Source organism: Escherichia coli DSM 30083 = JCM 1649 = ATCC 11775 (assembly GCF_003697165.2).
Classification (GTDB): Bacteria; Pseudomonadota; Gammaproteobacteria; order Enterobacterales; family Enterobacteriaceae; genus Escherichia; species Escherichia coli.
In genome coordinates, this window is record NZ_CP033092.2 from 205,194 (window position 1) to 228,599 (window position 23,406).

21 protein-coding genes are annotated in these 23,406 nt (G+C 48.0%); 9 read left to right on the plus strand and 12 right to left on the minus strand.

Annotation, left to right across the window (positions count from 1 at the left end):
* On the minus strand, window positions 1-900 hold the full coding sequence (gene rcdB / locus EAS44_RS01745; RefSeq protein ID WP_014639513.1) for a LysR family transcriptional regulator: 900 nt from the start codon (window positions 898-900) through the stop codon (window positions 1-3).
* Window positions 901-1,419: 519 nt separating this feature from the next.
* On the opposite strand from rcdB, the gene yhjB reads away from it, so the two are divergent.
* Entirely contained in the window at window positions 1,420-2,022 is a 603-nt protein-coding gene (gene yhjB, locus EAS44_RS01750; RefSeq protein WP_001167662.1) for a helix-turn-helix transcriptional regulator, read from the plus strand.
* 50 nt (window positions 2,023-2,072) lie between these two features.
* Here yhjB and treF read toward each other — a convergent pair whose 3' ends face one another.
* Complete coding sequence (treF, locus tag EAS44_RS01755) at window positions 2,073-3,722, minus strand: alpha,alpha-trehalase (protein ID WP_000934214.1); 1,650 nt, start codon at window positions 3,720-3,722, stop codon at window positions 2,073-2,075.
* A gap of 404 nt (window positions 3,723-4,126) precedes the next feature.
* On the opposite strand from treF, the gene ccp reads away from it, so the two are divergent.
* The 4 genes from ccp to gadW all read left to right on the plus strand — a co-directional run bounded on the left by ccp (window position 4,127) and on the right by gadW (window position 9,424).
* Complete coding sequence (gene ccp / locus EAS44_RS01760) at window positions 4,127-5,524, plus strand: cytochrome c peroxidase (RefSeq protein ID WP_000784839.1); 1,398 nt, start codon at window positions 4,127-4,129, stop codon at window positions 5,522-5,524.
* A gap of 210 nt (window positions 5,525-5,734) precedes the next feature.
* Window positions 5,735-7,135: a glutamate decarboxylase gene (gene gadA / locus EAS44_RS01765; protein WP_000372259.1), complete on the plus strand. Its 1,401-nt coding sequence runs from the start codon at window positions 5,735-5,737 to the stop codon at window positions 7,133-7,135.
* 367 nt (window positions 7,136-7,502) lie between these two features.
* Window positions 7,503-8,327 (plus strand): acid resistance transcriptional activator GadX, encoded by an 825-nt coding sequence (gene gadX / locus EAS44_RS01770; protein WP_001182743.1) that lies wholly within the window; start codon window positions 7,503-7,505, stop codon window positions 8,325-8,327.
* Window positions 8,328-8,695: 368 nt separating this feature from the next.
* Window positions 8,696-9,424 (plus strand): acid resistance transcriptional activator GadW, encoded by a 729-nt coding sequence (gadW, locus tag EAS44_RS01775; protein ID WP_000951553.1) that lies wholly within the window; start codon window positions 8,696-8,698, stop codon window positions 9,422-9,424.
* A gap of 362 nt (window positions 9,425-9,786) precedes the next feature.
* Here the strand turns inward: gadW and mdtF are convergent, their stop codons facing one another.
* Complete coding sequence (gene mdtF, locus EAS44_RS01780) at window positions 9,787-12,900, minus strand: multidrug efflux pump RND permease MdtF (protein ID WP_000024848.1); 3,114 nt, start codon at window positions 12,898-12,900, stop codon at window positions 9,787-9,789.
* A gap of 24 nt (window positions 12,901-12,924) precedes the next feature.
* Entirely contained in the window at window positions 12,925-14,034 is a 1,110-nt protein-coding gene (gene mdtE / locus EAS44_RS01785) for a multidrug transporter subunit MdtE (protein WP_001304950.1), read from the minus strand.
* A 107-nt stretch (window positions 14,035-14,141) separates the two neighbouring features.
* Here mdtE and EAS44_RS01790 point away from each other — a divergent pair, with 107 nt between their 5' ends.
* Window positions 14,142-14,471, plus strand: coding sequence for a hypothetical protein (locus EAS44_RS01790; protein WP_001332153.1), 330 nt, complete (start codon window positions 14,142-14,144; stop codon window positions 14,469-14,471).
* Here the strand turns inward: EAS44_RS01790 and gadE are convergent.
* Together gadE and hdeD are read right to left on the minus strand one after the other, a co-directional pair.
* The gene (gene gadE, locus EAS44_RS01795) at window positions 14,421-14,948 is read right to left on the minus strand and encodes an acid resistance transcriptional activator GadE (RefSeq protein WP_000576690.1); all 528 of its coding nucleotides are present in this window, start codon (window positions 14,946-14,948) and stop codon (window positions 14,421-14,423) included. The genes EAS44_RS01790 and gadE overlap by 51 nt on opposite strands.
* Window positions 14,949-15,746: 798 nt before the next feature.
* Window positions 15,747-16,319, minus strand: a complete 573-nt coding sequence (gene hdeD / locus EAS44_RS01800) for an acid-resistance protein HdeD (protein ID WP_000965671.1) — start codon at window positions 16,317-16,319, stop codon at window positions 15,747-15,749.
* Window positions 16,320-16,573: 254 nt separating this feature from the next.
* Here hdeD and hdeA point away from each other — a divergent pair, with 254 nt between their 5' ends.
* The 3 genes from hdeA (at window position 16,574) to yhiD (ending at window position 18,059) form a co-directional block, all read left to right on the plus strand.
* The gene (hdeA, locus tag EAS44_RS01805; protein WP_000756548.1) at window positions 16,574-16,906 is read left to right on the plus strand and encodes an acid-activated periplasmic chaperone HdeA; all 333 of its coding nucleotides are present in this window, start codon (window positions 16,574-16,576) and stop codon (window positions 16,904-16,906) included.
* Between the two features lie 115 nt (window positions 16,907-17,021).
* Window positions 17,022-17,348 carry an acid-activated periplasmic chaperone HdeB gene (gene hdeB, locus EAS44_RS01810; protein WP_001298717.1) on the plus strand — a complete coding sequence of 109 codons (327 nt, stop codon included), beginning with the start codon at window positions 17,022-17,024 and terminating at the stop codon, window positions 17,346-17,348.
* A gap of 63 nt (window positions 17,349-17,411) precedes the next feature.
* On the plus strand, window positions 17,412-18,059 hold the full coding sequence (gene yhiD, locus EAS44_RS01815; protein ID WP_000123131.1) for an MgtC/SapB family protein: 648 nt from the start codon (window positions 17,412-17,414) through the stop codon (window positions 18,057-18,059).
* Between the two features lie 51 nt (window positions 18,060-18,110).
* Here yhiD and EAS44_RS01820 read toward each other — a convergent pair whose 3' ends face one another.
* From EAS44_RS01820 to chuT, 6 genes are read right to left on the minus strand one after another with little or no spacing between them, the layout of a single operon-like run.
* A complete protein-coding gene (locus tag EAS44_RS01820; protein WP_001332154.1) occupies window positions 18,111-18,881 on the minus strand; it encodes a heme ABC transporter ATP-binding protein in 771 nt (256 codons plus the stop codon).
* On the minus strand, window positions 18,878-19,870 hold the full coding sequence (gene shuU, locus EAS44_RS01825; RefSeq protein ID WP_000910402.1) for a heme ABC transporter permease ShuU/ChuU: 993 nt from the start codon (window positions 19,868-19,870) through the stop codon (window positions 18,878-18,880). Before shuU ends, EAS44_RS01820 begins: the two co-directional genes overlap by 4 nt.
* A gap of 48 nt (window positions 19,871-19,918) precedes the next feature.
* Window positions 19,919-20,542, minus strand: coding sequence for an anaerobilin reductase (gene chuY, locus EAS44_RS01830; protein WP_000189359.1), 624 nt, complete (start codon window positions 20,540-20,542; stop codon window positions 19,919-19,921).
* Window positions 20,542-21,036, minus strand: a complete 495-nt coding sequence (gene hutX / locus EAS44_RS01835; protein WP_000020034.1) for a heme utilization cystosolic carrier protein HutX — start codon at window positions 21,034-21,036, stop codon at window positions 20,542-20,544. The genes chuY and hutX overlap by 1 nt, the downstream gene beginning before the upstream one ends.
* Before the next feature lie 12 nt (window positions 21,037-21,048).
* Complete coding sequence (gene hutW / locus EAS44_RS01840) at window positions 21,049-22,386, minus strand: heme anaerobic degradation radical SAM methyltransferase ChuW/HutW (RefSeq protein WP_001095632.1); 1,338 nt, start codon at window positions 22,384-22,386, stop codon at window positions 21,049-21,051.
* Window positions 22,387-22,405: 19 nt separating this feature from the next.
* Entirely contained in the window at window positions 22,406-23,320 is a 915-nt protein-coding gene (chuT, locus tag EAS44_RS01845) for a heme ABC transporter substrate-binding protein ChuT (protein ID WP_001363063.1), read from the minus strand.
* Between the last annotated feature and the right edge of the window lie 86 nt (window positions 23,321-23,406).

Here is a 23,406-nt window from a genome sequence, read left to right on the forward strand (position 1 = left end):
TCAGTCCAGGTGCTCTTTCATTACGCCAGCCAGCCACTGCATAAACAGGTTTACACGCCGGGAAAGCTCCCGACGCTGCGGATAAACCAGTGAAAGGGACAGCGGCTCGGCACGGTAGCCAGGCAACACTTCAATAAGCCGCCCGGCACGCAGGGCTTCGCGCACGGCAATGCGCGGGATCTGAATAATCCCCAGACCGGCAATACCGGCGGCGAGATAGTTTTCGCTACTGTTTACCGTCAACATGCCGCCAGACTTAAACCACTGGACGCCATTAACGCTGGCAACCTCAAAACCTAACGGATGTACACCCAGGTGCGGTGTATAACGCACTATTGCGTGTGAAGTCAGATCATCGGGGCTTTGCGGATAACCAAAGCGCGTCAGATAGTGTGGACTGGCACAGTTGACCATGGTCAGTTTGCCGAGAGAACGGGCGATAACGCCATCTTCCGGTAATGCGCCAGTGCGTATCACGCAATCAAAACCATCATGAAGAATATCTACCGGACGGTCATGGCTACTCAGTTCCAGCTCAATTCCCGGATGCAGATAGAGAAATTCCGACAAGCGCGGCAGTAACAGGCTTTTCGCGATTCCTGACGGGATGTCGATGCGTAATTTACCGCTGATACTGGTGGCATCCTGTTGAAACAGACCGTCCAGTTCGCTGAGATTACTCAACACATCTTTTGCCCGTTGATAATAGGTTATGCCTTCTGGCGTGAGTTTGACCCGTCGCGTGGTGCGCTGGAGAAGCTGGGTGCCAAGTTGATGTTCCAGTGCCTGTATCTGGCGCGAAACACTTCCCTTTGGCAAAGCAAAGAAATCCGCCGCGCGGGAAAAACTTTCCAGCTCCGCGACTTTGATGAACAACTGCATTGCGTGAATTTTATCCATTTCTTTGACCGATTGTTGTTCACAACGAAACAGTAGCGCGCATATCGCATTGTTTATTGTTTTTTCTAACATCTAATGCCGGGTTTCACAATGTTGTCATGATGAATGTGGCGATTTCTCAGCAGGAAAAGGGAGGAATAGCTTTATGAGAAAGGTGAATTCCCTTAAACAGAGCGTATTTTTCAGCGATTCCCTTTAAAGTGAATAGAAGATGTATTGGCTATTTGTGCTTATTTTTATCTCATTGCCGTTTGTTATTTTTGTTTATGGTCGCGGAATTTCATTTTTAATTGCATGCGTACTAACTACCGATATAAGGAAATCCTCAAAAATGTTTTAAATAGTGCCCTCGACATGTAATTTCAGGCGTTTAGCTGTAACTATTTATATCGGTAACTATTTTCTACGCGTCATCTCTGTAGAATGGCCACCGCCAAATGGCGAATTCTTATTTTTTCTCGCGGGTAATACCCTTCCACTACTTAAGTCTTTTTAACGTATTCAGGTGGAGATTCAGTTATGCAAATAGTCATGTTTGACAGGCAGTCAATATTTATTCATGGAATGAAAATCAGTTTACAGCATCGTATTCCAGGAGTGAGTATTCAGGGGGCCAGTCAGGCAGACGAGTTATGGCAAAAGCTGGAAAGTTACCCTGAAGCCTTAGTGATGCTCGATGGCGATCAGGATGGTGAGTTTTGCTACTGGTTGCTGCAAAAAACCGCGGTGCAATTTCCTGAGGTTAAGGTGTTAATTACGGCGACGGATTGCAACAAACGGTGGTTACAGGAAGTTATTCATTTTAATGTGCTGGCCATTGTGCCTCGTGATTCAACCGTCGAGACATTTGCGTTGGCGGTAAATAGTGCGGCGATGGGGATGATGTTTCTGCCTGGAGACTGGCGAACGACGCCGGAAAAGGACATTAAAGATCTCAAATCGTTAAGCGCCCGCCAGCGGGAGATTTTAACCATGTTAGCGGCGGGCGAATCAAATAAAGAGATAGGCAGGGCGCTGAATATCAGTACCGGAACGGTAAAAGCGCATCTGGAATCACTGTATCGCCGTCTGGAAGTCAAAAATCGCACCCAGGCGGCAATGATGTTAAATATCTCCTCCTGAAGAGGATAATTTTACAGCCAGCAGGAAGTTAGCGGCTGGCTGTAAAAATATTATGGTTCGCCGTACAAACCAATTAAACGGCGTACCACACCGTTAGTCCAGCCAAACCCATCCTGCAACGGATACTCGCCACCGCCGCCTTCGCGAGGAACACCATCGGCAATATGGTATTTCTCGATCAGTTTGTGCTGTTCCAGATAGAACTGATTCACCGTCTTCAGCCAGTTGCGCGCGATTTCATCACCCAGAAGGTCATCGCCGTACATTTTAAATCCCTGAATTGCCATCCACTGTAACGGTGCCCAGCCGTTGGGTTTATCCCACTGTTCACCGGTTTCGTACTCGCTTGCCAGAATCCCGCCAGGTGTCAGTAACCGGCTGCGCACGGCGTTTGCCAGACGATCGGCCTGTTCATGGTTCGCCATACCGACATAGAGCGGCACAATGGCGGCAGCGGAAAACAGCGCCAGTTGCTCGCGTCGCCAGTCGTAATCGCGGTAGATACCGTTTTCATCATCCCAGAGGTAACGGTTTACCGCATCGCGACGGGCACTGGCCTTCTGGCGGAACAGTGCTTCTGTCTCTTTCTCGCCTTTCAGCGCCGAGATGTTGGCGATGGCGCTCTCCAGTTTAAACAGGAAGGCATTCAGATCGATGGGGATGAACTGGGTGGTACGAATGCTCGCCAGACGACCAGTATCACGCAGCCAACGGGAAGAGTAATCCCAACCGGAGGCCGCCCCCGCGCGTAAATCGCGGTACACCTCGTTGGGCGGGCGACCAGAATGTTTCGCGGTTTCAACGTCCTCAAGCCAGGATTCGTCACGCGGTGTGTCGCGATCGTCCCAGTAACGGTTGAGCAGCGAGCCGTCCGGCATCCGCACAACATGGCGATAGGCCTGATTAGGGATCAACGATTCTGCACCGTCCATCCAGAAGGCATATTCCATTTTCAGGTGGTCGAGATAGCGGCGCGCGCCGCGTACACCATCTTCTTCAAACAACTCCACCATCAGCGCAAAAACCGGTGGTTGCGAGCGGCTCAAATAATAGGTGCGGTTGCCGTTGGGGATGTGGCCGTAGTTTTCGATCATCCAGGCGAAGTTATCAGCCATGCATTTCAGCAAATCTTCCCGACCACTTTCCGCCAGCCCCAGCATGGTGAAATAGGAATCCCAATAGTAGGTTTCGCTAAAACGGCCGCCCGGGACAATATATGACTGCGGCAGCGCCAGCAGAGAAGACCACGGAATGTGATCCTGTGGTTCACGGGTTAGCACCGGCCACAGCTGGTCGATATGCTCTTTCAGGGAATTTTGCGGGTCCGATACATACTCGCTGGAGTAGACCTCCGGCAGCCAGAAGTGGTTTTCAACAAACTTGCGCAAGTCAAAATCACGATGACGGCGCACTTTACGGTAGCGGATTAAAATATCCAGCGGGTCCATTTTGGGTGCGCAGTCGGGAAAGGTTTTACTGTCGGGGAAAATTTTCGCCGACTGAACATGCTCGAACAGTTCGAGATAGCGATCGGCAGGCGTCAGCGCATCAGAGGCGGGCAGCCCTTCAATCATCTCGGGTTCCGGTTCTGCCTCGATCATCTCATCCAGTTTTAATTCATACGGGTCCAGCTCATAGCAGAGATCGACCTCGATCATCAGTTCGTCTGGATTAGGGTTTTGAATTTTCTGATTGAGCATAAGGATCCGACCTCCGAAATTCGTCGCTAATTATCGGGCTTTTCTTTAAGGGTAGTCATTCGCTCCGCCTGGTGGGCGACAAAGCGTGCGGTGGATCACGTTTATTAACCTGCCAAAAAATATAACGCACTAATATCAATGGAATTTATAAAAATACGGATTTCGTGTTGTTTTTCATTTTCAGAACATTCAATCCTGCTCTCGCCGCAATCATGATATGCCATTCCTGAGCTGGATAATAGGCACTGGCTATCTTATTGATAGTTTATATTCATGTAATTGATTGATTCCTATCAAAAAGCATATCTCCCTGTTTTTTATGATGGCTTTGTCTCGCAGAGACGTTTGCAGCATTCTGGAAAATTTTCTGGGTCACAATAACTCACCACCGTGAGGGAAGAATAATGAAAATGGTCTCACGTATTACCGCGATCGGCCTGGCTGGCGTCGCGATTTGCTATTTAGGGTTATCTGGTTATGTGTGGTACCACGATAATAAACGCAGTAAACAGGCCGATGTTCAGGCATCTGCTGTCAGTGAAAATAATAAGGTTTTAGGCTTTCTCCGCGAAAAAGGATGCGATTATTGCCATACGCCTTCGGCAGAATTACCTGCCTATTATTATATTCCCGGCGCGAAACAGTTGATGGATTACGACATAAAGCTTGGATATAAATCTTTTAACCTCGAGGCCGTGCGTGCGGCTCTGCTGGCTAATAAACCCGTTTCGCAAAGCGATCTGAATAAGATTGAATGGGTGATGCAGTATGAAACTATGCCGCCAACGCGTTATACCGCGCTTCACTGGGCGGGTAAGGTGAGTGATGAAGAGCGGGCGGAAATACTGGCCTGGATTGCAAAACAGCGCGCGGAATATTACGCCAGCAATGATACTGCTCCGGAGCATCGCAATGAACCGGTGCAGCCCATCCCGCAAAAACTGCCTACCGATGCGCAAAAAGTGGCGTTGGGTTTTGCGCTGTATCACGATCCCCGTTTATCGGCTGATAGCACCATTTCATGCGCTCATTGCCATGCGTTGAATGCGGGGGGCGTCGATAGCAGAAAAACATCGATTGGTGTTGGTGGCGCAGTTGGGCCGATTAACGCGCCGACGGTATTTAACTCAGTATTTAACGTTGAGCAGTTCTGGGATGGTCGTGCGGCAACATTGCAGGATCAGGCTGGTGGACCGCCGTTGAACCCGATTGAAATGGCGTCGAAATCCTGGGACGAAATTATTGCTAAGCTGGAAAAAGATCCGCAGCTTAAAGCGCAGTTCCTCGAAGTCTATCCGCAAGGTTTCAGTGGCGAAAATATTACTGATGCCATTGCTGAATTTGAGAAAACATTAATTACGCCGGATTCCCCATTTGATAAATGGTTGCGTGGAGATGAGAATGCTCTGACGGCGCAACAGAAAAAAGGCTATCAATTATTTAAAGATAATAAATGTGCAACTTGTCATGGTGGTATTATTCTCGGCGGACGTTCCTTTGAACCGTTGGGGCTGAAAAAAGACTTTAACTTTGGTGAAATTACGGCGGCGGATATTGGTCGTATGAATGTTACTAAAGAAGAGCGTGATAAATTGCGTCAGAAAGTACCCGGTTTACGTAACGTTGCTTTAACGGCACCGTACTTCCATCGCGGTGACGTGCCGACGCTGGACGGGGCGGTGAAACTGATGCTGCGCTATCAGGTAGGCAAAGAGCTGCCGCAGGAGGATGTGGATGATATCGTCGCTTTCCTGCACAGTCTGAACGGGGTTTACACGCCGTATATGCAGGATAAACAATAATTAATTTGATCGCCCGAACAGGAGTGTTTGGGCGATTTTTATTACGATAATAAAGTCTGTTTTTAATATTATCATATTAAATGTTTATATTATAAAAAGTCGTTTTTCTGCTTAGGATTTTGTTATTTAAATTAATCCTGTAATACCTTGCTTCCATTGCGGATAAATCCTACTTTTTTATTGCCTTCAAATAAATTTAAGGAGTTCGAAATGGACCAGAAGCTGTTAACGGATTTCCGCTCAGAACTACTCGATTCACGTTTTGGCGCAAAGGCCATTTCTACTATCGCAGAATCAAAACGATTTCCGCTGCACGAAATGCGCGATGATGTTGCATTTCAGATTATCAATGATGAATTATATCTTGATGGCAACGCTCGTCAGAACCTGGCCACTTTCTGCCAGACCTGGGACGACGAAAACGTCCATAAATTGATGGATTTGTCGATCAATAAAAACTGGATCGACAAAGAAGAATATCCGCAATCCGCTGCAATCGACCTGCGTTGCGTAAACATGGTTGCCGATCTGTGGCATGCGCCTGCACCGAAAAATGGTCAGGCCGTTGGCACCAACACCATTGGTTCTTCCGAGGCCTGTATGCTCGGCGGGATGGCGATGAAATGGCGTTGGCGCAAGCGTATGGAAGCTGCAGGTAAGCCGACTAACAAACCGAACCTGGTGTGCGGTCCGGTACAAATCTGCTGGCATAAATTCGCCCGCTACTGGGATGTGGAGTTGCGTGAGATCCCTATGCGCCCCGGTCAGTTGTTTATGGACCCGAAACGCATGATTGAAGCCTGCGACGAAAACACCATCGGCGTGGTGCCGACTTTCGGCGTGACCTACACCGGTAACTATGAGTTCCCGCAGCCGCTGCACGATGCGCTGGATAAATTCCAGGCCGACACCGGTATCGACATCGACATGCACATCGACGCCGCCAGCGGTGGCTTCCTGGCACCGTTCGTCGCCCCGGATATCGTCTGGGACTTCCGCCTGCCGCGTGTGAAATCGATCAGTGCTTCAGGCCATAAATTCGGTCTGGCTCCGCTGGGCTGCGGCTGGGTTATCTGGCGTGATGAAGAAGCGCTGCCGCAGGAACTGGTGTTCAACGTTGACTACCTCGGCGGTCAGATTGGTACTTTCGCCATCAACTTCTCCCGCCCGGCGGGTCAGGTGATTGCACAGTACTATGAATTCCTGCGCCTCGGTCGTGAAGGCTATACCAAAGTACAGAACGCTTCCTACCAGGTTGCTGCTTATCTGGCGGATGAAATCGCCAAACTGGGGCCGTATGAGTTCATCTGTACGGGTCGCCCGGACGAAGGCATCCCGGCGGTTTGCTTCAAACTGAAAGATGGTGAAGATCCGGGATACACCCTGTATGACCTCTCTGAACGTCTGCGTCTGCGCGGCTGGCAGGTTCCGGCCTTCACTCTCGGCGGTGAAGCCACCGACATCGTGGTGATGCGCATTATGTGTCGTCGCGGCTTCGAAATGGACTTTGCTGAACTGTTGCTGGAAGACTACAAAGCCTCCCTGAAATATCTCAGCGACCACCCGAAACTGCAGGGTATTGCCCAGCAGAACAGCTTTAAACACACCTGATAACATCACGTTGTAAAAACCGAATGCCCAACCTTTAAAAACAGGTGGGTATTCGGCTACTTATTAATTGCAATAATATATTACCTGTCTATTCATCGTGTTGATAAGATATATGTTATATGAATGTTATGGAGCATAGCGATACTGCTTAATATTACGATGATGAATTATTTGCTTACTATTAATTCCTCTGCGTTCTTAAGTCCCCTTTTTATATAATAAATCCAGTCATCCAGCCCGAGTATCATCGCTCATTATCATCCTGTTTTCCCGCTTCGTTTAAATTTATTTATCAATCAATTTGACTTAAGAGGGCGGCGTGCTACATTAATAAACAGTAATATGTTTATGTAATATTAAGTCAACTATGCAACCACTACATGGTAATTGTCTAATTGCGTACGCAAGACATAAATATATTCTCACCATGGTTAATGGTGAATATCGCTATTTTAATGGCGGTGATCTGGTTTTTGCGGATGCAAGCCAAATTCAAGTGGATAAGTGTGTTGAGAATTTCGTATTAGTTTCAAGAGACACGCTTTCATTATTTCTCCCGATGCTCAAGGAGGAGGCATTAAAACTTCATGTACATAAAAAAGTTCCTTCATTACTCGTTCATCACTGTACCAGAGATATTCCTGTTTTTCAGGAAGTTGCGCAACTATCGCAGAATAAGAATCTTCGCTATGCAGAAATGCTACGTAAAAGGGCATTAATCTTTGCGTTGTTATCTGTTTTTCTTGAGGATACGCAGTTTATACCGTTACTTCTGAACGTGTTGCAACCGAATATGCGAACACGAGTTTGTACGGTCATCAATAATAATATCGCCCATGAGTGGACATTAGCCCGAATTGCTAGCGAATTGTTGATGAGTCCAAGCCTGTTAAAGAAAAAATTGCGCGAAGAAGGTACGTCATATTCACAGTTGCTTACTGAGTGTAGGATGCAGCGTGCTTTACAACTTATTGTTATATATGGGGTTTCAATTAAGCGAGTTGCAGTATCCTGTGGATATCACAGCGTGTCGTATTTCATTTACGTTTTTCGAAATTATTATGGGATGACGCCCACAGAGTATCAGGAGCGATCGGCGCAGGAATTACCGAACTGTGGCTCGGCGGCAAGTATGGCTGCGCAAGGGATTTTTTACGGCACTGACCGTTCTGCGGAAGGAATAAGATTATAGAGTTTTACTCAGACATAAAAAAAACCCGGCATAGGGGACCGGGAAGAGGATAGTCTGCCGTCTCCAGACTAATAAACCGTTATAACACTCCCTGTTGGCACGGGAAACTTTGTGCTCTCAGTAAGTTAAATATAACTTTTACTGGAAATAAGATCAGCCATTTTTTTATAAACATAAGCTATACGCTGTGTGAAAATATAATCGTGTTGCATTTACTTATTATCAATTAACTGTTATGCAAAACTACTTTGTGGATAAAATTTGGTCCTACCAAATATGGCAGTTTTTGCACACAGAAACAGTCTGGCGTCATTTCATTAGTATACTGACATTGAAATAATCGCAGTAATGAAATATAAAGGATAGTCATGGCTCATGTCTGCTCGGTGATCCTCGTTCGTCGTTCATTCGATATTCATCATGAACAGCAAAAAATATCGTTGCATAACGAGAGTATCCTGCTGCTGGATAAAAATTTGGCAGACGATTTTGCGTTTTGTTCACTTGATACGCGACGGCTGGATATCGAAGAGCTGACAGTTTGCCATTACTTACAAAATATTCGTCAGTTGCCACGCAATTTAGGATTGCATAGCAAAGACCGTTTGTTAATTAACCAGTCACCCCCCATACAGCTGGTGACGGCGATTTTTGATAGTTTCAATGACCCCCGGGTCAATTCGCCGATACTGAGCAAAATGCTCTATCTTTCCTGTTTATCAATGTTTTCTCATAAGAAAGAACTGATCCCCTTACTTTTCAATAGTATCAGTACTGTTTCAGGAAAAGTTGAACGCCTTATTAGCTTTGATATCGCTAAACGTTGGTATCTACGCGATATCGCAGAAAGAATGTACACCAGCGAGAGTCTCATCAAAAAAAAGTTGCAGGATGAAAATACCTGTTTCAGTAAAATATTACTCGCCTCCAGGATGTCGATGGCCAGACGATTACTCGAGTTACGTCAAATACCTCTGCATACTATTGCGGAAAAATGTGGCTATAGCAGTACGTCATACTTTATAAATACATTTAGACAATATTATGGTGTAACGCCACATCAGTTTTCGCAACATTCGCCGGGTACCTTTTCCTGACATATTTCGCATTTGAATATTGGTCAGGATCTCACGTCTGCTTCATGTGAAACTCTTTCCTGATGATTTCTGCCGGGCTACCGGCTAGTTCTCTTTCGTAGTTTGCCAGGCGGTATAGGTATTTTCAGGAGGAAAAGACTCGGCATGTTTGGGATTATTAAGCTAACAATTCATACGATTACGGGAATGTGGGTCAGTATTGTGCTGTTCAAATTGATGACGAATGGCTGGAGTGGTTTCTACTTTCAGTGCTGTGTACTAAGCCTGGTATTCCTGACGGTTAGCTGGTTGTTGAGTGGTGAATGGTTAGCAGGAAAGAGTAAGGCTGAACCCTCACGTTCAACCTTACTCTCATTTACACGTTACGCTTTTTTAAAGCGGGCAAAGAGATGTTCCACTACAACGAAAAAGACCGGAACGAAGTAAATTGCCAGCACTGTTGCGGCAAACATCCCGCCCATTACGCCGGTACCTACCGCGTTTTGCGCGCCAGAGCCGGCACCATGACTGATAACCAGCGGCAGCACGCCGAGAATAAAGGCCAGAGAAGTCATCAGGATTGGGCGTAAACGCATACGCGCTGCTTCGATGATTGCCTCTACCGGCGTTTTCCCTTCTTTCTGCATCATCTCAACGGCAAATTCGACAATCAGGATGGCGTTCTTGGCGGAAAGCCCGATGGTGGTCAGCAAACCAACCTGGAAGTAAACGTCATTACTTAAGCCGCGCAGATCGGTGGCCAGTAATGCGCCAACGACGCCTAACGGAACAACCAACATCACCGAGAACGGAATTGACCAGCTTTCATAAAGTGCGGCGAGGGCGAGGAACACCACGACCAGTGAAATGGCATATAGCGCGGGAGCCTGGTTTGAGGATAACGCTTCCTGATACGACAGTCCGGTCCATGAGTAGCCGACGCCTGCCGGAAGTTTTGCGACCAGGTCTGCCATAAATTTCATGGCGTCACCGGTACTTTTCCCGGCAGCCGCTTCACCTAAAATCTCCATTGACGGGATGCCGTTGTAGCGTTCCAGTCGCGGTGAACCATAGGTCCATTCGGTAGACGAATAGGCAGAAAGCGGTGCCATCGTGCCAGAGGCGTTGCGTACATACCATTGGTTGATGTTATCCGGCAACATACGGAACGGCGTGCCTGCCTGGACATACACTTTTTTCACCCGCCCCTGGTTGAGGAAGTCGTTCACGTAGCTGCTGCCGAAGGCGGTGGAAATTGTCTGGTTGATATCAGACAGCGCCACACCCATAGCCTCGGCTTTCGCGGCGTTGACGTTCACTTTGAACATCGGCGTATCTTCCAGGCCGTTCGGGCGTACCCCGATGACCTGATTCGGTGATTGCGCTGCCAGTGATAACAGCTCGTTTCGCGCCTGGGTCAGCTTTTCGTGCCCCAGATTGCCGTTGTCCAGCAGTTCCATATCAAAACCTGACGCGGTACCCAGTTCAGCCACCGCGGGTAAGTTGAACGGGAAGACGACGGCTTTATTGATACTGCTTAGCGCAATCATTGCCCGCTGAATAATCGCGGTAACCGAGTTTTCCTCGCCGACACGTTCAGACCACGGCTTGAGGCTGATAAACGCCAGACCGTTGTTTTGCCCCTGACCACTGAAGCCAAAGCCACCAACGGTAAACACCGACTGAACATTATTTTTCTCTTTTGTCAGATAATAATCCGTCACCTGTTGTAGCACTTTCGTGGTGTTAACCATGGTTGCACCGGAAGGTAACTGCGCGGTGGTCATAAATACCCCCTGATCCTCTTCTGGTAAGAAAGAGGTCGGCGTACGCAGGAACAGCACCGCCATCCCGGCGCAAATCAGCAGGTAGACCACCATGTAGCGACCGGTACAACGCAACAGCGAGCGGGTGCTGTCGGTATAGTGCTGAGTTGATTTTTCAAACAGCGTGTTGAAGCGTGCGAACAGGGCGTTAGGTTTGTGACCGCCCTCCGGCGCGGCTTTCAGAATGGTGGCGCACAGGGCAGGGGTCAGGCTCATTGCTACAAATACTGAAAGCAGCATGGAGGAGATCAGCGTGATGGAGAACTGGCGGTAGATCTCCCCGGTCGCACCGCTCATAAAGGCCATCGGCATAAACACTGCGGAAAGAACAACGGCAATCCCGACCAGCGCACGTTGGATCTGCCCCATCGATTTATGCGTCGCTTCCTTCGGCGGTAGCTTATCTTCCGCAATGACACGCTCGACGTTCTCCACCACCACGATGGCGTCATCCACCAGTAACCCTATCGCCAGCACCATCCCGAACATAGTTAACGTGTTGATGGTGAAACCGACCGCCGACAAGATCGCAAACGTCCCGAGAATAACCACCGGTACGGCAATCGTCGGGATGATTGTGGCGCGGAAATTCTGCAAAAACAGATACATGACCAGGAAGACGAGGATGATAGCCTCAACCAGCGTTTTGAAAACTTCCTGAATAGAAATTTTGATAAACGGTGTGGTGTCGTAAGGATAAACCGTCTTCAGGCTTGCAGGGAAATAAGCCGATAAACGGTTCAGCTCCTCTTTCACCGCTCGCGAGGTATCCAGGGCGTTTGCTCCGGTAGCCAGTTTGATGGCGATCCCGGCAGCAGGTTTGCCGTTATAGCGCGCCACGGTGGAATAATCTTCCGCCCCAAGTTCGACGCGGGCGACATCACGCAGCAGCACTTGCGAACCATCTTGCTGAACTTTCAACAGGATTTTGCCAAATTCTTCCGGCGTTTGCAGACGCGTCTGCACAATGATCGAGGCGTTCAGTTGCTGGTCTGCCGCCTGTGGCATGCCACCCAGTTGACCACCGGAAATCTGGTTGTTTTGCACCTTAATCTGGGAAATAACATCGGAAGGTACCAGGTTATATTTATTGAGTTTTTGCGGGTCCAGCCAGATACGCATGGCGTACTCGGAACCAAAGAGCTGTACGCTACCAACGCCCGCGGTACGGCTTAGCGGGTCTTTGATATTAGACGCTACATAGTCCGCGATATCGTACTGGTTGAGGCTGCCGTTATCAGAAATAAATGCCGCTACCATCAGGATATTACTGCTCGACTTATCGACGCTAATTCCCTGCTGCTGCACCGCTTCAGGTAATGAAGGCATAGCGAGTTGCAGTTTATTTTGCACCTGAACCTGTGCGATATCAGGTGATGTCCCCGTCTCGAAGGTCAGAGTGATGGAGGCATTACCTGCCGCATCGCTGGTTGAAGACATGTACATCAGGCCATCAAGCCCATTCATATTTTGCTCAATCACCTGAGTGACCGAGTCTTCTACCGTTTGCGCATCGGCACCCGGATAGGTAGCGCTGATGGTAATGGTCGGTGGCGCAATCTGCGGATACTGCGCAACCGGTAAGTTCATGATCGCCAGACCGCCTGCAAGCATCATAATAATGGCAAGTACCCAGGCAAAAACCGGGCGATCAATAAAATAGTTAGCCATGAAAGTCCCCTTAAGCCTGCAACGTTATTGTTTCGATTCGGTGCTGGCGTTTTCCTGGCTGGAGGAAATTGCACGTGCTTTGATACCCGGACGAATGCGTTGCAAACCGGAAACGATCACCCGATCGCCAGCCTGCAAGCCAGAGGTGACAACCCACTGGTCGCCGATGGCTTTGCTGGCTTCGATTTCGCGTAGCTGCACGACATCGTCTTTATCCAGAATGAGTGCCGTTGCTTTACCCTGGGCGTTGTGGGTGACGCCTTCCTGCGGCACCAGTAATACATTCTGGCGGCTACCTTCATCCACTAATGCCGTGACATACATGCCAGGCAGCAAGTCACCATTTGGGTTGGGGAAAATCGCCCGTAACGTCACGGAGCCCGTGGTTTCATCCACCGTCGGGTCGGAGAATTTCAGCGTGCCGGTCTGGCCGTAACGTTTACCATTTTCCAGATTGAGCTGTACTGGCGTACTGCCCTGAACCTGTTTGATTTGCCCACTGGCGACCTCTTCTTTCATGCGCAAGAAATCCTGCACCGACTGCGTGAGATCGACATAAATCGGGTCCAGACGTTGTACGGTAACCAGCGAATCTGCCTGATTAGCGGTAACGAGTGCGCCGACGGTCACCGACGATTTCCCGCTGACGCCCGTAATCGGCGAGGTGACATTCGCGTATTGCAGATTGATCGTCGCCTGTTCAACAGCCGCTTTGGCGACGGTGACATTGGCTTCTGCTTCATTCAACTGGGTGCGCGCGGTGTCATAATCCTGACGGCTAACATAGTTGGTCTTCAGCAACGATGCCTGGCGGTTAAAGGTGATGCGGGCATTGCTGGCGGTAGAGAGCGCTTTCGCCAGCGAGCCTTTGGCGGAGTTCAGCTCTGCCTGTAAAGGCGCAGGATCAATCTGATACAGCGAATCGCCCTGGTTCACTTTATCGCCTTCGATAAAGTTGCGTTTAATGATAATACCGCCCACCTGGGGACGTATCTCGGCAACTTCATAAGGAACGGTTCTACCGGGCAATTCGCTCAACACATTGACCGAACCGGGGGAGAGTGTGACGACACCGACCTCAGGCGTCATGGCGGCGGCGTTTTCCGCCGATTTGTCATCGCAGGCGGTGAGCATCGCGCCGCAGAATAACAACGGTATTAACAGTTTTCTTCTTCTGTTCATTTTAGTCCCTGAAAATTCTTGAGAAATAACGGTTCTTTAAATTGCGCGCGAGGAGAGATATGAGGGATTTACAGACCAGCGGCATAGTGGGGTTGTCAGCCAGTAAGATGGGATGCAAGCACAGTGATCGACATGGTGAGGTCAACGACAAAAAAAATGTTGCCGTTCTGCCAACAGTTTCTGCCAGCATGCGGGCAACGAAGGGTTCTACTGGTGGATACACATACCAGGGGAATAAAGTCGTTTTCGTCTCTCCTTCAATAATCACCGGGGGTATTGAAATCAGCATCTGCATCCCTCGTCATGCCAGCCATCAATTTCAGTTGCTTATGTCCTTACTAAAAATAAGATGTGATACCCAGGGTGACGATGTCGCTCATACGTCTTAATTTCAGCTTGTACATAATGTTGAATTTCTGAATCTTTAATGTTTGTTGCGAAATGTTGAGCGTTGACGTGATATTGCTTTCATTTTTGTTTTTCAGAATCAGTTGCATAATTTTGAACTGATTATGTGAAAAACATAGTTGTGAATTCTTATGGGGCAAGTGTTTACCATAAGTAATCTCAAGAAGATTTTTGATACTTTCTTTACGGCTGACAAAATAAATAGGCGCTTTAGCTTTTAGTTTACTGATGTGATAAGGTGCCAAAACAATAATTCTCTCGGCATCTAATTTCTCCAGGAATTTAATCGCTTCTTCATCAAGGATATGGTTGTGATAGGTGTCAATGATCACCTTGAAGGGTTTATTGCCTACTTTTTTGATCTCTGACAGGGAATTGATTTTTATCATTTCGTGATTATCTTTCAACTGCCAAAAGCCCTGTAAAAGAAAAGAATCTTTCGTCATGAGAAAAATCATAACTTGCTCCTTAGCCGTTATCGTTTCGAACATGTCATCCTTTTCATTATTTACATCCTTGTCCGAATCGTTGTTCAATATAGTAAACGCCTATAAGAACTTTGCCCTTCGTGAACTAATACGTCTATTAACACTAATCAATACTTCAGATTTATCCATCACACACTCCATATATTGGTCCTAAGTAAGATTCCTGGTTGTTATCAGTTTGTAACTAGTAAACAAAAGGTTAACTTTTGCGGATTACTGCCCAAGAATAAGTTATCAATAACCAGTTTGTGATCTCTGAAGAATATTACTAAAGTTAAAATGTAATCCGATTTAAATATCGAGTCTCCTTGTTTCGACTTAGGCTGGCAATTGGATTGCCAGCTTTCTTTTAACGCATTGAAATTACCTGATTAAATAACTCATTCATGTCTTCAGGTTTTTATATAGCGTCTGGAGACACGGATATTTATGCAATGTAATCAACGCCAGTTGCAAAAAAATGAACCCGGATTACTTATTTAACCGCCCATAGCATCAACGCTTACGGAACTCTTTGTTCACTTTCCCACAGCACTTTTAAAACATTAAACCTGACCACGGAAAATATCAGCCATGATAATGTTTGAAATGGCTAATTTGCCATGGAACGAAAAAAATCAGATTAAATTCAGTAGGTTGAAATAATCAACAGCAGGCAATTGTTTCAATGATAGTGCGTAATTGAACTGAAACACTGTATAGCTAAGAGAGTATTAACTGGATCATAGTCACTTAATGTGACTATGATCCAGGTGGAAATAGGGATAATTATTGCTTTTTAACGAACAAACTGGCGAAGCTGAACAGACTGGCGGCGCTAAATATCAGTTCAATTCCCACCAGTGTGGAAACCAGCGTTACCGACACCATCGGCGTAGCACCAAGGAATATCCAGGCAATGACGATATCCAGCACACCAATAACGAGCTGTAGCCAACTGCCTTTCATTGAACGCTGACGATACCAACTCATCAGGCGAATAACCCCTGCCACACAGAACAAACCGGCAATAAATGCCGCAATGGCAAAAATGCCCAGCTCTGGTGCGCGGATGAAGAAATAGCCGATCAATAAATAGGCGACTGCGACGAGGAAACCGGATAATACCGGCCAGAAATTATGACTGCGGTTGCTGAATAGCCCGACAATAAGCGCAATGCCCGAGCAGATTAATAATGCACCCACTACTGTGCTTAAAATGTCGCCAGAGACGAACGGAAAACTGATACACAGCAACCCGACGATAAACAGCAGCACGGCAATAAACTGGATTGCTCTGCGATGTTTTTTAAGCATCTCCAGATCAAACTTCAAAATTGTTGCCTTATCTATATATAACATAGAACCACCCTATAAAATTAAGAAGAAAATCCCCTGCTATCAATCTATGCCAAAAACGCGTCTAAGAATGCAGTCGATTTAATAAAAATTTCCTAATTACAGTATCTGATGCATCTGTAACTCATTGTATTGAAATAAAAATATCTGATTTTGATATTTTCCATCAACATGACATATACAGAAAACCAGGTTATAACCTCAGTGTCGAAATTGATTCGTGACGGCTCTTTCACTTTATAGTTGAGGATATTACGATGAAAAAAGTATTAGGCGTTATTCTTGGTGGTCTGCTTCTTCTGCCAGTAGTGAGCAATGCAGCGGATGCACAAAAAGCAGCTGATAACAAAAAACCGGTCAACTCCTGGACCTGTGAAGATTTCCTGGCTGTGGACGAATCCTTCCAGCCAACTGCAGTCGGTTTTGCTGAAGCACTGAACAACAAAGATAAACCAGAAGATGCGGTTTTAGATGTTCAGGGTATTGCAACCGTAACCCCAGCTATCGTTCAGGCTTGTACTCAGGATAAAAAAGCCAGCTTTAAAGATAAAGTTAAAGGCGAATGGGACAAAATTAAGAAAGATATGTAATTCCGGGAATGCGTTACATCGTATTTCCTTGCATATTGAACAGGCCGGAATATCTTCTTTAAAAGCAGCTATTCCTCCTGTTTGTATATAATCTCTATATTGAATGGGTTACAAAATGAACATTTCATCTCTCCGTAAAGCGTTTATTTTTATGGGCGCTGTAGCGGCTTTGTCACTGGTGAACGCACAATCTGCGCTGGCAGCCAATGAATCCGCTAAAGATATGACCTGCCAGGAATTTATTGATCTGAATCCAAAAGCAATGACACCAGTTGCGTGGTGGATGCTGCATGAAGAAACAGTATATAAAGGTGGCGATACCGTTACTTTAAATGAAACCGATCTCACTCAAATTCCTAAAGTGATCGAATACTGCAAGAAAAACCCGCAGAAAAATTTGTATACCTTCAAAAATCAAGCATCTAATGACTTGCCGAATTAATAAGGTACAAGTAAAAAGGAGTAGCAAGTTGAGCCATCTTGCTGCTCCTTTTTGCATTTTTATATGACAGCAGAATTTATTATACGACTTATACTTGCGGTAATTGCCTGTGGCGCTATTGGCATGGAAAGGCAAATGCGCGGCAAAGGAGCAGGGTTACGCACACATGTATTAATTGGCATGGGAAGCGCCCTGTTTATGATTGTTTCGAAATATGGTTTTGCTGACGTGCTGTCTTTAGGTCACGTCGGACTGGATCCCAGCCGTATTGCTGCTCAGGTTGTGACGGGCGTCGGGTTTATCGGTGCAGGTAACATTCTCGTTCGTAACCAAAATATTGTAGGTCTGACGACGGCAGCGGATATCTGGGTGACCGCCGCCATTGGTATGGTTATTGGCAGCGGTATGTACGAACTGGGTATTTATGGTTCAGTGATGACCTTGCTGGTGCTGGAAGTCTTCCATCAATTAACCTTCCGCCTGATGAACAAAAATTACCATTTACAGCTGACATTAGTGAACGGTAATACGGTATCAATGCTCGACTGGTTTAAGCAGCAAAAAATAAAAACGGATTTAGTTTCGTTGCAGGAAAATGAAGATCATGAAGTGGTCGCCATTGATATCCAGCTTCATGCCACGACGTCGATAGAAGATCTGTTGCGATTATTAAAAGGTATGGCAGGGGTGAAAGGCGTTTCAATTAGCTAATCTGTATAGTTATTTATTCGCAGGAGTACCAGTGCGGTACTCCTGTTGGTTTTAATGATCGAGGACGATCAGTGGTGAATGGTTGGCAGGATCTTTAAGTACGGTAATATCCGCGCCGTAGAGCATTGTCAGCGCCTGCTGTGTCAATACGTCCTGCGGCTTACCATTTGCGATAACCTTTCCTTTTTGCATTAATACAACACGGTCTGCATAACGCGCGGCAAGATTTAGATCGTGCAATACGCAGCAAACATTGAACTGCCGTTCGTGAACTAACTGGCGTAATAAACGAAACAAGTGCTGCTGATGGTGAATATCCAGCGCCGAAGTTGGTTCATCAAGAAATAACCATTTCGGTGAGGGAGTAGGTTCCCAGAGTTGCACCAGCAGGCGCGCTAATTGCACGCGCTGTTGTTCACCACCGGATAATTGCCGATAGTTGCGGTTTGCTAACGCCTGACAGTCACATAACGCCATTATTTGTGCTGTTTCATTATCCTGATTACCAGTACGATGCGGATGCCGCCCCATCTGGATAACTTCTTGTACGCTGAATGGAAACGCCATGTGGCTATTTTGACGCATCACGGCCCGGTGTTTCGCCAGTTCAGTAATCGACCATTCATTTAATGGCTTATTAAACAACCGACATTCGCCGCTATCAGGTTGAAGATAGCCGGTTAGCTGGCGAAGCAGCGTAGATTTTCCCGCACCATTAGGCCCGAGGATGGCAACAATTTCCCCACCGGGAAAAGTCAGCGAGACATTATCAGTCAGACGCCGCCCCTGAAGGCTATAAACCAGATTCTGGGCGCTGATCATGTGATCCTCCGGTTGCGCAGAATCAACCACATAAAATAAGGGCCACCAAGCAGGCTGGTTAATAATCCCACGGGCATTTCTGCTGGCTGTACCAGCGTGCGGGCAAGCGTGTCTGCCATCAGCAATAAACAGGCTCCGGCGAGGGCGGAACAAGGGATTAGCCAGCGGTGATTTGCCCCGGTAGTCATGCGAATCAGATGCGGGATCACCAGGCCAATAAAGCCGATAATGCCGCTTACCGATACGGCAGCACCAACGAGCAGTGAGCTCACTAACAGTAATTGCTGGCGTTTACGCTTCACGTTCACGCCGAGGTAGTGGGCTTCTTCATCACCGAGCTGCAGTAAATTCAGCGTTCCGGCGAGACAAGTTGTTGCGATAATGGCCGGTAGGATGAATGAACTGGCAACCAATAACGTCGGCCATTGCGCCTGTCCAAGATTGCCCATCATCCACAATGTGAGTTGTCGTAGCTGCTGCTCATCGCCGATATAGCTCAGGATGCCGATCGCTGCGCCGCACAGGGCATTGATGGCGATACCGGCGAGTAATAATTGCATCATGCTGCCATCGCGATGGCGCTGCGTGATGAGAAAAATGATGGTGCAGACCACTAAACTTCCGGCAATGGCAAACACCATTTGCTCATAGAGCACCAGCACCACTGGGAAGGAGAAGGGCAGCACAATAGCAACGCCAACCATTAATGCAGAACCGCTACTGACGCCAAGTAATCCAGGGTCAGCCATTGGGTTGCGAAAAAGCCCCTGCATAATTACCCCTGCGGTTGCCAACGCTGCACCTACCAGCACCGCCAGCAAAACCCGTGGTAGACGAATATTGAGCCAGATATCGCGGTATTCCTCATCAAAAAGGGCATCAAAACTGATCTTTAACGCTCCCTGACTGGCACCAAACAGCACCAGAGCTAGCAATAATAGTGATAGCCCCATAAAGACCCTGGCGGAAGAGAGTGAATCCTTGAGCACGCAAAACTCCGTTACGACATTACGGCGCGGACATGCCGCGCCGGGGGATCACGCCGGTTTCAGGTCCGGTTCAATCAGACTGTAGACCTGCTGGTTAAGTGCTGGCGCATTTGCCAGTTCATGGATATGTGCGGCGACATCAGCACGGTTAACAAAACCATGACACTCCTGATTTTGTATCCGTTGTGCTTTGCCCGTTGCCGCACCATCAAGCAGACCGCCAGGGCGGAGAATGGCATAATCAAGCTGGCTGGTTTGCAACCAGCTTTCCGCCAGCGTTTTTTCCCGTACCGCCTGACCAAACGCAGCCTTTGCCCGCTCTGATAAAAACGGCCAGCTATCGCCGCATCCCAAAGAGGTCACCAGAATCATGCGACTGATGCCAGCCTTCTCGGCCTCATCAATCACTGTTCTGTGCGCCAGATAATCCTGAGCTCCGCCCATTGTTGAGATGATAAGCGCATCCGGGCCAGTTGCGCGGCAAGCAGCCGCGACTACGCTGGCATCACAGGCGTCGCCTGTAAAAACCTGTACGCCTTGTTGCGCCAGTTTCGTGGCGGCATCGGCATGACGAATGACAGCAACGACCGGACGTTGTTCCGCCAGCGCCAGTTCAAGCGTTCTGGCACCCACACCTTTTCCGCCTGCGCCAAAGAGTAGCCACGGTGTCATCAGGCGTGTTCCTTTAACGATGCTGCCAGAGCATGGAAGGCGCTGACTTGTTCGCTCAGGAGCTGACGATGATCATCCCTACCGAGGAAGATTTTCAGCATTGCGCTGCCTTCCTTATTGAAAAAGAGAATAGAGGCGGTATCCATGCCCATAAATTTACGTTCGATCAAGGCAATATGCGTGCAGTTTTCTGCTTTGATATGCCCGGACATGCCGTGCTTTCCGCGTAGGTTGAAATAGCCGTGGCGATGGAAACCCGAAGGCAGTTCGCCGCTAAATTCGAGTATTACATCGGTAGTATGTACTAACGTGGTGACGTTGCCCCATTCGCAGACGGTATCCCAGACAGTATCGAATTTATCACCTGACACAACAGTCGGAGAGGGCAGATTTTTCACTACCTCCAGCAGCGTGGTGTTGTATTGTTCGGCGATCGCCTCCAGCGTACCGTCTGGCTCCGTTTTCAAAAATTCCTGTAACGAGACATGGCTCATAAATCACTCCTGTTATGGTTTTTCAAGCGCAATTGCTGGCGCATTAAGTACCTGAATCAGTTCATTAAGAGACTGCAAAATGTTGCTTGCCCAGAAACGACCTTCATTGGTCAACCGCAGACACGTTGACGCATCGCGGCTTAAGCCTTTTTGGTGCCACTGGGCCAGTAACGGCGCGAGTTTTTCGGCATGTGGCGTAAGTTCGTCCAGCGGTACACGCGCCGTTTCAATGCCCGACTGCAAGGTATGACGCCATTGCGCATTACGTTCGGCGTTACGCATGATCATCATCAGCGGTTTTTTGCCTGCCGCGACGGATTCATGCCAGGTCTGAAGATTGCGTTCGTTCATCCAGGAGTACCCATTAATCGAACCGCCGGCTCCGGAACCAAAGGCCAGACAATCGGCACCTTGTTTAATCAGCAGGTTATAGAGATTGCGTTCGCGTGTGGTACGGCCCCAGTGGCTGTTACTGATGCAGCGCCAACCGGCATCGTCCATAAAATCACATCCTTGCAGGTAAAGATCGCGACGTTCTGCCGGAGAGGGCACGGTAGTACGCCCATTTTCCACGGCTTTGCCCAGCGGTGTATTGGGCAGGACATTGAGCGCATAGAGATCGACGCCGTCGAGACCGATATCGCGGGCAATAGCCAGATCTTCTCCCCAGGTTTGCGCATCCTGACCCGGCAGACCAAACAGCAGGTCACAGACCACCGCGGCACGATCGCGTTTGACCAGGCTTTCCATAAACGCAATAGCGGTTGGGCCATCCGAGGTGCGGGCCATTTTCTTGCGGATTTTGCTGTTAAACGACTGAATACCAATTGAGAAGCGGTTTGCTCCTGCATCAAGGCAAGCATCGATTCGCTCAGCGTCAAAATTCAGTACCCGGCCTTCGATAGTGATTTCACAATCAGGGGCCAGTGGCAGCTTTTCTCGTAATGTGGTGATGATTCTGGCCAAATCGTGTGCTGAAAGCGCGGAAGGCGTACCGCCACCGAAATAGACCGCGTGGATGGGGGCCGACTGATGCAATACGCTGTCTGCTTCCATTTCTATTTCACGAATCAGGGCATCGGTATAATGAGCACACGCATCTTCATTAAAACGGTTCTGATAAAAACCACAAAACGTGCAGTGTGTCGCACAAAAAGGAATGTGTAGGTAAACCAGTCGCTTACGTGGTGATACCGTTTGATTGATCATCTCTTGCCAGGTCTGTGCCAGTTGCTCTTTGGCAACCGGAATGGCCCCACGAAACGGCATCATGGCGCGCCTGTCTTTAAAGGGCTGATCACCGTCTAAAGCAAAATGTGGCGTGAGATCCAGGGTGTTATTTGTGTTCATTCGTCTGATTTAAATCCATTTATTGCGGCCAAAGCTGCTGGTGTAAAGACTCAACGACATCAGCAATACGCGGACCCATTCCCAGAATCAGGTTTTGATCAACGGTGATAATGCGCTGGTTTTTCCATGCGGCAGTGTGGGTAATTCCGGCAATAGAACGTAGCCGATTAATATCGCCATCGACCATTTGTGAGGTGACGACAATCACTTCAGGGTTAGCCGCAATCAGCGATTCCGCGCTGTAGCTTTTGTACTGCTGGTGGGTAGCGACGTTTTCTGCTCCGGCAAGCGAAAGAATGGCGTCCGCGACGCTGCCTTTACCGGCAACCTGTGGCGCACTTCCGCCTGCGGAGAGAATAAACATGGCTTTAACCGGGGCTTTTTTGGCCGCCACGTTTTGCTGTACTCGCTCCAGGCGTTGGTTGATCTGTGTCACCAGCGCCTCGCCTTGTTCAGGAACCTGTAACGTTTTTGCCAGTTGGCGAATGTTGGCGTACATCTGCTCAAGGGTGGCTGGTACACGCGGCAGAGTGACGACGTTGACTTTTTGCGCCCGCAGTTGGTCGAGCACAATTTGCGGTCCTGCATCCTGCCAGGTAATTACGCTATCCGGGCGAAGTGACAAAATGCCTTCGCTGCTGAGTTGTTTCCAGTAACCAATATGCGGCAGTTTGGCGGTTTCTGGTGGATAAGATGTCGTTTCATCGACACCAACCACGCGTTTGCCAGCGCCCATCGCGTAGATTAGCTCCGTCAGCGATCCTCCTGCGACCACGATACGTTCGGCAGCCGTTACGCTAAAAGTCCAGCTAAGAGCCAGTAATGCCGTAAACAATTTTTTTCGTTTTACCATGGTCTTCGCGGCAGAGGCCACGGCTGAAATACATAACGTTAGTGGGGAAAAAAGAAACGGCCTGGTGATGATCCTTGGCATAATGTGAGAACTCTTATCAAATTGAGAATGATCATGATTATCATTTGAGTTATATATGAAATACAACCGTCGATTCAATACGCACG

Bases quoted from the DNA above. Each gene is read 5' to 3' on its own strand.
- rcdB (WP_014639513.1), bottom strand. From the start codon at position 900: ATGGATAAAATTCACGCAATGCAGTTGTTCATCAAAGTCGCGGAGCTG.
- yhjB (WP_001167662.1), top strand. From the start codon at position 1,420: ATGCAAATAGTCATGTTTGACAGGCAGTCAATATTTATTCATGGAATG.
- treF (WP_000934214.1), bottom strand. From the start codon at position 3,722: ATGCTCAATCAGAAAATTCAAAACCCTAATCCAGACGAACTGATGATC.
- ccp (WP_000784839.1), top strand. From the start codon at position 4,127: ATGAAAATGGTCTCACGTATTACCGCGATCGGCCTGGCTGGCGTCGCG.
- gadA (WP_000372259.1), top strand. From the start codon at position 5,735: ATGGACCAGAAGCTGTTAACGGATTTCCGCTCAGAACTACTCGATTCA.
- gadX (WP_001182743.1), top strand. From the start codon at position 7,503: ATGCAACCACTACATGGTAATTGTCTAATTGCGTACGCAAGACATAAA.
- gadW (WP_000951553.1), top strand. From the start codon at position 8,696: ATGGCTCATGTCTGCTCGGTGATCCTCGTTCGTCGTTCATTCGATATT.
- mdtF (WP_000024848.1), bottom strand. From the start codon at position 12,900: ATGGCTAACTATTTTATTGATCGCCCGGTTTTTGCCTGGGTACTTGCC.
- mdtE (WP_001304950.1), bottom strand. From the start codon at position 14,034: ATGCTCACCGCCTGCGATGACAAATCGGCGGAAAACGCCGCCGCCATG.
- EAS44_RS01790 (WP_001332153.1), top strand. From the start codon at position 14,142: ATGAGGGATTTACAGACCAGCGGCATAGTGGGGTTGTCAGCCAGTAAG.
- gadE (WP_000576690.1), bottom strand. From the start codon at position 14,948: ATGATTTTTCTCATGACGAAAGATTCTTTTCTTTTACAGGGCTTTTGG.
- hdeD (WP_000965671.1), bottom strand. From the start codon at position 16,319: ATGTTATATATAGATAAGGCAACAATTTTGAAGTTTGATCTGGAGATG.
- hdeA (WP_000756548.1), top strand. From the start codon at position 16,574: ATGAAAAAAGTATTAGGCGTTATTCTTGGTGGTCTGCTTCTTCTGCCA.
- hdeB (WP_001298717.1), top strand. From the start codon at position 17,022: ATGAACATTTCATCTCTCCGTAAAGCGTTTATTTTTATGGGCGCTGTA.
- yhiD (WP_000123131.1), top strand. From the start codon at position 17,412: ATGACAGCAGAATTTATTATACGACTTATACTTGCGGTAATTGCCTGT.
- EAS44_RS01820 (WP_001332154.1), bottom strand. From the start codon at position 18,881: ATGATCAGCGCCCAGAATCTGGTTTATAGCCTTCAGGGGCGGCGTCTG.
- chuY (WP_000189359.1), bottom strand. From the start codon at position 20,542: ATGACACCGTGGCTACTCTTTGGCGCAGGCGGAAAAGGTGTGGGTGCC.
- hutX (WP_000020034.1), bottom strand. From the start codon at position 21,036: ATGAGCCATGTCTCGTTACAGGAATTTTTGAAAACGGAGCCAGACGGT.
- hutW (WP_001095632.1), bottom strand. From the start codon at position 22,386: ATGAACACAAATAACACCCTGGATCTCACGCCACATTTTGCTTTAGAC.
- chuT (WP_001363063.1), bottom strand. From the start codon at position 23,320: ATGCCAAGGATCATCACCAGGCCGTTTCTTTTTTCCCCACTAACGTTA.